Below are 9,510 nucleotides of genomic sequence, written 5' to 3' on the forward strand. Positions count from 1 at the left end.
TGCTCGCTTGCGGCGTCGCCTTGCTTGCCGCGCTAATGCCCGCCGCGCTATACGCGCGGGTCGGCGGGCATTATGAGACGGCGGCTTCGCGCGCCTCCATGTACGCCGACGCGCTCGCGCTCTGGCGGGAGGCGCCGCTGCTCGGGCGCGGCGGCGATGCTTGGCGGCTGCTTGCAGGCGAGCGCCTTGGCGTCCGCGAAGTGCACAGCGGGTATTTGGATCTTTTGCTTAACGGCGGCATCATTAGTCTAGCAATTCTGCTTGCGTTATTTGCAATAGTCATTGCGGCTATCATTCGCTCGGGCGAACGGCGGATTGTGCTTGCGCCGATCGCAGTGCTGCTGCTGCATGCTGCGATCGATTTCGATATGAGCTATGGCTGCTGGTGGCTCTTGTTTTTCGCTATTGCGGCATACGGGCTGGAGAAGCGGCATGTTTGCCATTCAGCGGCAGCTGAACCCGTTTAATCTATTAGGCGCCATTCGTCCATTCGCACTCTCTCTTTCTTGCATATATTGCTTGTGATTCAACATGCAATATCTATTGCCAATAGGAAGGGAGAGTATCGTCATGACGAGCAATAAACCTCCATATCTCGTACCAGGCGGCGTTATTCGCAAAGTGAAGGTGCCGACGTCCATCCGGCAATCCGGTCCGATCCTCAGCCGCTTTACAGTGGTGTGGGTTCAAACCAACGGCGTGCCGTTCCGCACGACGAACTTTTTTGCGCAGCTTGTCCGCAATGGCGTTGTAGTTGCAACAGCAGGCTTTGATCCGTTCGGGGTCGTACGGTTTAACAACATCACGACGTTGACAACAGCAACATTCCAACTGCGCGCATTCAACCCATTCGGCGTTCTGCAGCGCGTTCGTACCGTACCGAGCGGCGTCGAAGCTTTCGCAATTATCGGCTAATGCCATCCATCGCACATAAAGAAGAGTCTTATCCTGGGAACCGCGCTTCATAGCGGCCGAGGATGAGACTCTTTTTCTATTCTGCGAATTGTAGTGGCGACGGTTAGCCGCCGAATGCATCACGGAATGCTACGCATAATGCGTCGCGATCGACCTCCCAGAGCTCGGCGATTTCCGCGCTGACATTCTCGTCCCACCAATCGGACAGCAGCTTGCGGTTGCTCTGATTTTCAGCGATCCAAGGGAGATTCAAGGCAACCTTTTTAAAATAAATCTTTTCCGCCTCGTCCTGCTTCTCCTTCGGAATCCACGTTTTCAGCCGTTTGGCGGTCCGATACAATTCGTTGCTGCATGCTCTTTTTATTTTGCGTGCAGTTGGATAGCCGGTGGAATGCTTCTCGTTAGTAGGCTTCATACGACAACCGCCTCCTCTACGGCTATCGTATGCGCCAGCCGGGCCGCCGGACACATGGCCGAAGCGTGAGTCGGATGATTATTGCACGACGATATAGCCGACCATCGGGCCGCCGCTCCGCAGATCGGTATGCGTCAGGCATTGAATCGGGTATGTGCCCGCATGCTCAGCCGTAAAGCGGACGATCGTCGTTTCGCCTTTGGTCACCGTTCCTTTGATGCCAAGCCCCTCAATGACGAAAGGATGCTTCTCCCCGCTAATGCCGGTCAGCCGCAGTTCAACAGGCACGCCTTTCTTAACGACAATGTTGCCGGGACTCCATACATAAGCCTCCAACATCTTTCCGGCGCGGTCAGTCGTCTCAAATTCACCGGTTACAATCTGGTAAACCTGTGTTTCGCTGCTGCCGTTCACGCTTTCTGGCGCAGCATTCGCAAGCGTTGGCTCCGATGCATTCCAACGCCATACCGCCGCAGCGACCAACAGGACGAGTACGATGGCCGCTGCCCATTGCAGCTGCCTTTTTTTGACGACCACGAATTTGGTCATGGAACATTCCCTCCGTTTCTGCGTACCAACTCTAGGCTAGTCTATGCGCGGGCTTGTCAGTCGATGACGAGTGTAGCGGCTGGGGCAAAGTGTGTGCTAGAATACGAAACAAGCGAAGACAAGGCCTTGGGAGAGGCGAAAGGAGAAACCATGCATATTTTATCTGACGTGGTGTCCACCATGCTGGAATGGATGAAGGATCTCGGGTATTTCGGTATTTTGTTCGGTTTGATGGTGGAGGTCATTCCGAGCGAGATCGTTCTGGCATACGGCGGATACCTGGTGTATCATGACGGCGGCCACATGCTGTCTTTCGAGAAGGTATCCTTCGTTGGCGCTGTCCTATTTGGAACAATAGGGGCTGTTATTCAAAACTGGATCCTTTACGCAATCGGGCGATTCGGAGGCCGGCCGTTCGTAGAGAAGTACGGCAAGTATTTGAAAATTAAACAGAAGCATGTCGACATTGCCGAGGGCTGGTTTGTCAAATATGGCGCGGGCATCGTGTTTACCGCACGCTTTATTCCGGTCATGCGTCAAGTGATTTCCATCCCTGCCGGCATGGCGCGCATGAAGTTTGGGCTGTTCACGCTCCTTACGGCGCTTGCTTCATTGCCTTGGTCGATTTTGTTCGTATACTTGGGCTGGACGCTCGGCGATCATTGGGAAGATATCGATGAGAAAGCCGGCCAATATGTGCAGCCTGCGATTTTGATTGCGATTGGATTGCTAGTTGCATACGTAGTCTATAAAATCGTGCGTTCCCGCAGCCGTTCGGCTTAGCGAGACACGCTATGCAAGACGCGCTAAGCCCGGCATCTGCCGTGGCAAGGCGCTTTTTTTGTGGAGAAGCTCTTTTGCCTGTATCTGCCTGTTTCTGCTACAATAGTAGAGTGAACAGATACGATTACTAAATCTCGAGAATGAAAGCGAGGTTCGCGATAATGGGCAAAAATGTAGCAGCGAAGCTGAACAAAGGTATTTCGCCTCAGCAGTTTATGGACGGCATGGAGAAGAACAAAGAGGAATTCCGTTCGTGGTACGACCGGTTTGAATGGGCGAACGAAGACGATCGCGAGTTTTTCGAGTCAATGAACAACCGCGACGATATCCGCTGCCTGATTTTGGCGGCTGAATGGTGCGGCGACGTTGTGCGTAACGTGCCGGTAGTGTTCCAAGCGCTGTCGATCAGCGGCATTCCGACGGAAGTGCTTATTATGGAGCAGCATCTTGAGACGGTCGATGAATTTTTAACGATGGGCGGACGCGCGATTCCGATCGTTATTTTCGCAGACACGGGCGGCCATGTGCTCGGCCAATGGGGCCCTCGTCCGAAGCATGTGCAGGAAGCTATGATTGCTTTCAAGCTGGCGAATCCAGACCGCGAAGCAGCAGACTATCAAACGAAGCTCGGCGAGACGCGCCAAGAGATGGGACGACGTTACGGCGACGGTACGGATTATCAATCCGTCATCGTAAGCGAACTGCGTGACCTTCTCTCCTCGTTCTAAAACGATGGCAAAGCTGAACATCCAGACCTTCCAGCTCGGCCCGCTGCAAACGAATTGCTACCTGCTGACGGATGAAGCGGGCGAGCGGGGCATCATTATTGATCCTGGCATGCAGCCTAAACGGCTATTGGAGCGTATCGCGAACATTGAGATTGAAGCGATCGTGCTTACGCATGCGCACTTTGATCATATGGGCGGCGTTGATGAGGTTCGCAAAGCGAAAGGCTGTCCCGTCTACATCCATGACCTGGAGGCGGATTGGCTGACGAACGCGCAGCTTAATGGCTCGGGCCGTTGGAAGGATGTTACTCCTCCGTTAACGACTGATCCGGCAGAATATGCGCTTGACGAAGGCCAGACGCTATCATTCATCGGACATCAATTTTCCGTTATGCATACGCCTGGGCATTCCCCAGGGAGCGTAAGCTTGCTGTGCGGCAGCGACTTGTTCAGCGGGGATGTGCTCTTCCGTTCATCTGTTGGACGGACGGACCTGCCAGGCGGGCGCGAGCGGGATTTGTACGATTCGATTCAGTTAAAGCTGTTTAAGCTTGCGGATGATGTCACCGTATACTCCGGCCATGGTCCTAAGACGACGATCGGCTATGAGAAAGCGAACAATCCTTACGTTGGTTTGCAGCGGTAGGGCATACGATAAGACAACTTAGGCACCCGGGCGTCGTCGAGACTGCCCGGGCGTTATTTTTGACGCATGATAATCGGACAAATGGAATCGACTAGTATTTATTTATAGGGATGGTGTTTCGGACGTGGCAGCAGTGAAGCGGGAAGAATCGACGGAAACAAGCAGCGCGAAGCCGACAGAGGAGCAGTTAGCCGCAGAGAAAGAACGGATCGTACGCCAAATTTCAGAAGAATTGTCGCTTCCGCTTACGAAAGTGAAGTCGGCTGTGTCGCTTTTGGATGAAGGGAACACGATTCCGTTTATTGCGCGTTACCGGAAAGAAATGACCGGCGAGCTTGACGAGAATCAGCTGCGTGATATCGAGGAGCGGCTGCAATATCGGCGCAATTTAGAGGACCGCAAGCGCGAAGTCATTCGCCTGATCGACGAACAAGGCAAGCTGACGGACCAATTGAAACAGTCCATTATTGCCGCAGGGAAGCTGCAAGAGGTCGAGGATTTGTATCGCCCCTATCGCCAAAAACGCAAAACGCGCGCAAGCGTCGCGAAGGAACGCGGACTTGAGCCGCTGGCCAACTGGATCTGGTTGCAGCCTAAGCAGGGCGATCCGCTCGTCGAGGCAGCTCGTTATGTCGATGGGGAAAAAGGTGTCGCATCGGCAGAAGAAGCATTGCAAGGCGCGATGGATATTTTGGCGGAAAATATAGCAGACGATGCTATCATACGGACTTGGGTGCGCAAATTTACTCAGGATCAGGGGCTGCTGCGTACGGAGGCCAAGGATGCGAAGGCGGAGACCGTGTACGAAATGTACTATGCCTATCAAGAGCCGGTTCGTAAGCTTCCTCCGCATCGTATTCTTGCGATTAACCGTGGAGAGCGCGAGGAAGTGCTGCGCGTAACGCTGGACGTGCCCTCGGAGCGTGTGCATGAGTGGATGGGGCGCAATACGATCCGTAAGTTTACGGCTGCGCCAATACAAGCTGTGCTGAGCACGATTATCGAGGATGCCTATAAACGCCTGATTGCGCCATCTATCGAACGCGAGGTTCGCAATGAAATGACCGAGAAGGCCGAAGAGCACGCGATTTCAATTTTCTCCGTCAATTTGCGCAACCTGCTGTTGTCCCCGCCGGTACGCGGACAGGTTGTGCTCGGGGTCGATCCCGCTTATCGGACTGGCTGCAAGCTTGCGGTTGTCGATGACATCGGCAAGCTGCTGGAGGTGGCTGTTTCTTATCCGACGCCTCCTAACAACAAGGTGGCGGATGCCGAGCGGATCGTTAATGGGCTTATCGATCGGTATGGCGTCAATCTGATCGTTATCGGCAACGGCACGGCTTCCCGTGAAACGGAGCAGTTTATTGCGGACTTAATCGGCAAAAGACGCGCTGCTGGCGGAGTGGAGCTCAAATACATGATCGTTAACGAAGCAGGCGCTTCTGTCTATTCCGCTTCCAAGCTAGCGGCAGAGGAATTTCCTACGCTGGATGTCTCTGAGCGTAGCGCCGTTTCCATTGCGCGCCGCCTTCAGGATCCGCTTGCGGAGCTAGTAAAGATCGAGCCCAAAGCGATTGGCGTGGGACAGTACCAGCATGATGTAGGCCAGAAGCGGCTTGAAGAGAGCCTTGGCGGCGTTGTGGAATCCGCAGTTAACCACGTTGGCGTGGATGTGAACACGGCTTCGTCTTCGCTTTTATCCTACGTGGCGGGCATAAACGCTACGATTGCTCGCAACATTGTGAAGCATCGTGACGAGAACGGGAAGTTCGAAGAACGCCGAGAGCTGCAGAAGGTACCGCGTTTAGGCGCCAAATCCTATGAGCAGTGCATCGGCTTCCTGCGTATTCCAGAAGGGGCAAACCCGCTCGATCGTACGCCTATCCACCCCGAATCGTATGCGGTTGTCGATAAGCTGTTCCGTGCGCTTGGGCTGAAGCCAGCCGATGTTGGAAGCGAGCAACTGCGTGCAAAGCTTGGTGAAGCGAACCTTTCACAGCTTGCTGCGGAATTGGCGGTCGGCGTGCCCACGCTTCGCGATATCGTAGACAGTCTGCAGCGGCCTGGCAGGGACCCGAGGGAAGAGCTTCCTCCGCCAGCCTTCCGAACCGATGTTCTTCAGATTGAAGACTTGAAGCCAGGCATGGAGCTGCAGGGTACGGTTCGCAACGTCATTGATTTCGGAGCATTCGTCGATATCGGCATTAAAAATGACGGGCTTGTCCACATCTCGCGGCTGAGCACCAAGTTCGTGAAGCACCCGACAGATGTTGTATCAGTAGGCGATGCCGTGACCGTTTGGGTATTGGAAGCTGATTTGAAGAAAGGGCGCGTCAGCTTAACGATGGTTAAACCTGATTAGCTCCTGTTGGATGAATAACGGACAAAAGCCGCTTGCACCGGGTATCGGTTCAAGCGGCTTTTCTACAACCACGGCTATATCCACTTTTCGTGAACAAAGCGCGGAAAGGTTTAATTGATTGTGACGGAATCTTCTTCGCTCGGACGCTGCTTCGCGCGGTAAAAAAACCAGCAATCGTTCAGCAGACGGATTTGCCGGATATCCTTCTTTTGGTAGGCGCGCATTAATTGGTTGCACAGCCATTGAGGCATATGCGTCGTCCTCCTCCCGGACCGTACTGTACGATTAGCATATGGGCACAGGCGGAAGGAAGTGCAGGTCCAAGCGGATGAATTCGGGACGATTCGATTAACCTTCGTATTCCTCTTCGTACCATTGCTCGAGTTGTGCCTGCAATGCGCGAATTTCGGTGAGCAACGAGATGAGCGGATACGACTTTTCTTGCACGGAAGCGAAGTCTCTCTCCAGCTCATTCAGGTAATCAAGGCCAGATGCAATCGGGATATCGGCATTGTGCAGCTCTACGTTATCGCATTCTGCGATGGCGTAAGGCAAAGATGGTACATGATCAGCCGTAAGCTTGTCGATTTCTTTATGCAATCGCAGGTTAAGCGCGCTTAATTGATAAGCGTACGACTGCGGCATTTCGACGAACAGGATTCGAGCTTCTTGCTGCATAATGACATAGCGCATAGTTGGCATAGCTTGTTTGTTCTCCCCTCATAAAAAACCTACTTGAAGTGTATCGTACCCCGCCTTTACAATTCAAGTAGTCGGAGGAGATTAACGATGAATGATGAGATGCTGCAAGCATGGGTAGAGCGGGTATCAAACGAGAGCTTCGGACGGCCTTTCAAACATAAGGCTACGTTCAATAGTCGCCTGAAGGCGACGGGCGGGCGGTATTTTACCAAATCGCATAATATAGAAATCAGTCCACATCAGCTAGCGGCTTTCGGTGCTGAAGAGACCGAGAAAATTATTAAGCATGAGCTGTGCCACTATCATCTGCATTTGATGAAGCGGGGGTACCAGCACCGAGATGAGGACTTTAAGCGCTTATTGGTTCAGGTAGGAGCGACAAGGTTTTGCAAGCGGCTGCCGGAGCGGGAAGGGCAAGCGGCAAGGCCGTTTAAGTACAAGCTTGTTTGCGGCGCATGCGGAATGGAATATCTGCGCCGTCGCAGGCTGGATCCAGCACGATATGCGTGTGGGAAATGCGCGGGCAAATTAACGTTAAAGATACTTGACTCAACGGGTCCGGCGTGATAAATTATTACTTGTCACTGTACAATTTTCCCTGATAGCTCAGTTGGTAGAGCACTCGACTGTTAATCGAGTTGTCACAGGTTCGAGTCCTGTTCGGGGAGCCATGGAGAGATACCCAAGTGGCTCAAGGGGACCCTCTGCTAAGGGGTTAGACTGCGCAAGTGGTGCGAGGGTTCGAATCCCTCTCTCTCCGCCACATTTTCTGATTTGCAACGGAAGGCCGTGCAATTCAATCGGTCTTTTTCTTTTGTCTTCATTCAGAAAAACAACTTGCATCACTTAGTCATTCGTGTTATGCTCTTCTAGTCGCTCAGTTGAGCGCGCTGAGATTTGCGATTTAAGGCCCGTTGGTCAAGGGGTTAAGACACCTCCCTTTCACGGAGGTAACAGGGGTTCGAATCCCCTACGGGTCACCATGCTTTGAGCCATTAGCTCAGTTGGTAGAGCACCTGACTTTTAATCAGGGTGTCGTAGGTTCGAGTCCTACATGGCTCACCATTTGTTTCTCCCTCGGAGCAAATGTTGAAGAGTTTTTAAAATGTGCGGTAGTGGTGGAATGGCAGACACGCTATCTTGAGGGGGTAGTGGGCGTACGCCCGTGGAGGTTCGAGTCCTCTCTACCGCACCATATCTTAAATGGACAATCACTTTCGTCATGCAGCTGCATGAGTGAAGTGGTTTTTTTGTTTTTAAGGAACCGGCCATCTGATCTCGGCTCGCCAATCGGGAGTGACATTCGTACAAATGTGAGGGTGACTTTCATTTCGTTGTTCATTACATATAAGTAAGCTGGAAGAGGGCTTCGTAAATGCTTTCTATATAGATCGGGAATTAACGCAGCACATGCGCGATAAGAGGTTTGCATTTCTTTTATTTTAATTATAAAAAAAGACTTGCATTGTGATTGGCGTTCATGTTATATTCTAATTCCGGCCGAGAGAAACAACGCCGGCAAGCAAAACTGAAACATGACGAACGAGATCACATCTCGCGAAAATGTTTAAAACAAAAGCTTGCACAACAAAACATTATCTGTTATGATAATGAACGTTGTCGAAACAAAACGAAATAAAAGCTTGACCAACTAAACATCATCTGTTAAGATGTGAAAGTTGTCGAAATTGTTCTTTGAAAACTGAACAACGAGCGAAACTGTCAGTATAAATGTTTCAAAATGAGCTACAAACTTAACTTTTATGGAGAGTTTGATCCTGGCTCAGGACGAACGCTGGCGGCGTGCCTAATACATGCAAGTCGAGCGGACTTGATGGAGTGCTTGCACTCCTGATAGTTAGCGGCGGACGGGTGAGTAACACGTAGGCAACCTGCCCGTAAGACTGGGATAACATTCGGAAACGAATGCTAATACCGGATACGCGATTTTCTCGCATGAGGAAATCGGGAAAGAAGGAGCAATCTTTCACTTACGGATGGGCCTGCGGCGCATTAGCTAGTTGGTGGGGTAACGGCCCACCAAGGCGACGATGCGTAGCCGACCTGAGAGGGTGATCGGCCACACTGGGACTGAGACACGGCCCAGACTCCTACGGGAGGCAGCAGTAGGGAATCTTCCGCAATGGACGAAAGTCTGACGGAGCAACGCCGCGTGAGTGAAGAAGGCTTTCGGGTCGTAAAGCTCTGTTGCCAGGGAAGAACACTTGAGAGAGTAACTGCTCTTGAGTTGACGGTACCTGAGAAGAAAGCCCCGGCTAACTACGTGCCAGCAGCCGCGGTAATACGTAGGGGCAAGCGTTGTCCGGAATTATTGGGCGTAAAGCGCGCGCAGGCGGCTTTGTAAGTCTGTCGTTTAAGTTCGGGGCTCAACCCCGTGTCGCGATGGAAA

The 9,510-nt window shown here is 52.3% G+C and carries 11 protein-coding genes, 5 tRNA genes and 1 rRNA gene; 13 read left to right on the forward strand and 4 right to left on the reverse strand.

Translation table 11 applies throughout. From position 1 onward, the window contains the following. Positions 1 to 467: O-antigen ligase family protein (locus PAECUDRAFT_RS26040; RefSeq protein ID WP_006040776.1), on the forward strand; the 467-nt coding region annotated here is incomplete at its 5' end. A 103-nt stretch (positions 468 to 570) separates the two neighbouring features. Next, entirely contained in the window at positions 571 to 915 is a 345-nt protein-coding gene (locus PAECUDRAFT_RS24035; RefSeq protein WP_006040777.1) for a hypothetical protein, read from the forward strand. 103 nt (positions 916 to 1,018) lie between these two features. On the opposite strand, the gene PAECUDRAFT_RS24040 is transcribed toward PAECUDRAFT_RS24035, so the two are convergent. Both PAECUDRAFT_RS24040 and PAECUDRAFT_RS24045 read right to left on the reverse strand, forming a co-directional pair. After that, a complete protein-coding gene (locus PAECUDRAFT_RS24040) occupies positions 1,019 to 1,330 on the reverse strand; it encodes a hypothetical protein (RefSeq protein ID WP_006040778.1) in 312 nt (103 codons plus the stop codon). 78 nt (positions 1,331 to 1,408) lie between these two features. After that, the gene (locus tag PAECUDRAFT_RS24045) at positions 1,409 to 1,879 is read right to left on the reverse strand and encodes a cupredoxin domain-containing protein (protein WP_006040779.1); all 471 of its coding nucleotides are present in this window, start codon (positions 1,877 to 1,879) and stop codon (positions 1,409 to 1,411) included. Between the two features lie 150 nt (positions 1,880 to 2,029). Between PAECUDRAFT_RS24045 and PAECUDRAFT_RS24050 the strand changes: the two genes are divergently transcribed. The 4 genes from PAECUDRAFT_RS24050 (at position 2,030) to PAECUDRAFT_RS24065 (ending at position 6,398) form a co-directional block, all read left to right on the forward strand. Then, complete coding sequence (locus tag PAECUDRAFT_RS24050) at positions 2,030 to 2,662, forward strand: DedA family protein (RefSeq protein ID WP_006040780.1); 633 nt, start codon at positions 2,030 to 2,032, stop codon at positions 2,660 to 2,662. A 161-nt stretch (positions 2,663 to 2,823) separates the two neighbouring features. Then, on the forward strand, positions 2,824 to 3,390 hold the full coding sequence (locus tag PAECUDRAFT_RS24055; protein ID WP_006040781.1) for a thioredoxin family protein: 567 nt from the start codon (positions 2,824 to 2,826) through the stop codon (positions 3,388 to 3,390). A 4-nt stretch (positions 3,391 to 3,394) separates the two neighbouring features. Beyond that, entirely contained in the window at positions 3,395 to 4,036 is a 642-nt protein-coding gene (locus PAECUDRAFT_RS24060; RefSeq protein ID WP_006040782.1) for an MBL fold metallo-hydrolase, read from the forward strand. A gap of 133 nt (positions 4,037 to 4,169) precedes the next feature. Then, entirely contained in the window at positions 4,170 to 6,398 is a 2,229-nt protein-coding gene (locus PAECUDRAFT_RS24065; protein ID WP_006040783.1) for a Tex family protein, read from the forward strand. Between the two features lie 110 nt (positions 6,399 to 6,508). Here the strand turns inward: PAECUDRAFT_RS24065 and cmpA are convergent, their stop codons facing one another. Together cmpA and PAECUDRAFT_RS24070 are read right to left on the reverse strand one after the other, a co-directional pair. Continuing rightward, on the reverse strand, positions 6,509 to 6,649 hold the full coding sequence (cmpA, locus tag PAECUDRAFT_RS25455; protein ID WP_006040784.1) for a cortex morphogenetic protein CmpA: 141 nt from the start codon (positions 6,647 to 6,649) through the stop codon (positions 6,509 to 6,511). Positions 6,650 to 6,746: 97 nt separating this feature from the next. Beyond that, positions 6,747 to 7,100: a hypothetical protein gene (locus PAECUDRAFT_RS24070; RefSeq protein ID WP_006040785.1), complete on the reverse strand. Its 354-nt coding sequence runs from the start codon at positions 7,098 to 7,100 to the stop codon at positions 6,747 to 6,749. A gap of 87 nt (positions 7,101 to 7,187) precedes the next feature. Here PAECUDRAFT_RS24070 and PAECUDRAFT_RS24075 point away from each other — a divergent pair, with 87 nt between their 5' ends. From PAECUDRAFT_RS24075 to PAECUDRAFT_RS24105, 7 genes are all read left to right on the forward strand, one after another. Then, positions 7,188 to 7,667 carry a SprT family protein gene (locus tag PAECUDRAFT_RS24075; RefSeq protein WP_006040786.1) on the forward strand — a complete coding sequence of 160 codons (480 nt, stop codon included), beginning with the start codon at positions 7,188 to 7,190 and terminating at the stop codon, positions 7,665 to 7,667. A 28-nt stretch (positions 7,668 to 7,695) separates the two neighbouring features. After that, positions 7,696 to 7,771: transfer RNA gene (locus PAECUDRAFT_RS24080), tRNA-Asn, on the forward strand. A gap of 1 nt (position 7,772) precedes the next feature. Beyond that, a tRNA-Ser gene (locus PAECUDRAFT_RS24085) sits at positions 7,773 to 7,863 on the forward strand. Positions 7,864 to 8,008: 145 nt separating this feature from the next. Further along, a tRNA-Glu gene (locus PAECUDRAFT_RS24090) sits at positions 8,009 to 8,083 on the forward strand. Between the two features lie 6 nt (positions 8,084 to 8,089). Beyond that, positions 8,090 to 8,165, forward strand: a tRNA-Lys gene (locus PAECUDRAFT_RS24095). 44 nt (positions 8,166 to 8,209) lie between these two features. Beyond that, positions 8,210 to 8,295, forward strand: a tRNA-Leu gene (locus tag PAECUDRAFT_RS24100). Between the two features lie 565 nt (positions 8,296 to 8,860). Beyond that, positions 8,861 to 9,510: ribosomal RNA gene (locus PAECUDRAFT_RS24105) — 16S ribosomal RNA — on the forward strand; the annotation flags it as partial.

The organism is Paenibacillus curdlanolyticus YK9, from assembly GCF_000179615.1.
Lineage (GTDB): Bacteria > Bacillota > Bacilli > Paenibacillales > Paenibacillaceae > Paenibacillus_T > Paenibacillus_T curdlanolyticus.

What these genes read in the sequence shown, in the direction of transcription:
- PAECUDRAFT_RS24055 (WP_006040781.1), top strand. Translation starts at nt 2,824, where the DNA reads ATGGGCAAAAATGTAGCAGCGAAGCTGAACAAAGGTATTTCGCCTCAG.
- cmpA (WP_006040784.1), bottom strand. Translation starts at nt 6,649, where the DNA reads ATGCCTCAATGGCTGTGCAACCAATTAATGCGCGCCTACCAAAAGAAG.
- PAECUDRAFT_RS24070 (WP_006040785.1), bottom strand. Translation starts at nt 7,100, where the DNA reads ATGCCAACTATGCGCTATGTCATTATGCAGCAAGAAGCTCGAATCCTG.
- PAECUDRAFT_RS24050 (WP_006040780.1), top strand. Translation starts at nt 2,030, where the DNA reads ATGCATATTTTATCTGACGTGGTGTCCACCATGCTGGAATGGATGAAG.
- PAECUDRAFT_RS24035 (WP_006040777.1), top strand. Translation starts at nt 571, where the DNA reads ATGACGAGCAATAAACCTCCATATCTCGTACCAGGCGGCGTTATTCGC.
- PAECUDRAFT_RS24040 (WP_006040778.1), bottom strand. Translation starts at nt 1,330, where the DNA reads ATGAAGCCTACTAACGAGAAGCATTCCACCGGCTATCCAACTGCACGC.
- PAECUDRAFT_RS24060 (WP_006040782.1), top strand. Translation starts at nt 3,395, where the DNA reads ATGGCAAAGCTGAACATCCAGACCTTCCAGCTCGGCCCGCTGCAAACG.
- PAECUDRAFT_RS24045 (WP_006040779.1), bottom strand. Translation starts at nt 1,879, where the DNA reads ATGACCAAATTCGTGGTCGTCAAAAAAAGGCAGCTGCAATGGGCAGCG.
- PAECUDRAFT_RS24075 (WP_006040786.1), top strand. Translation starts at nt 7,188, where the DNA reads ATGAATGATGAGATGCTGCAAGCATGGGTAGAGCGGGTATCAAACGAG.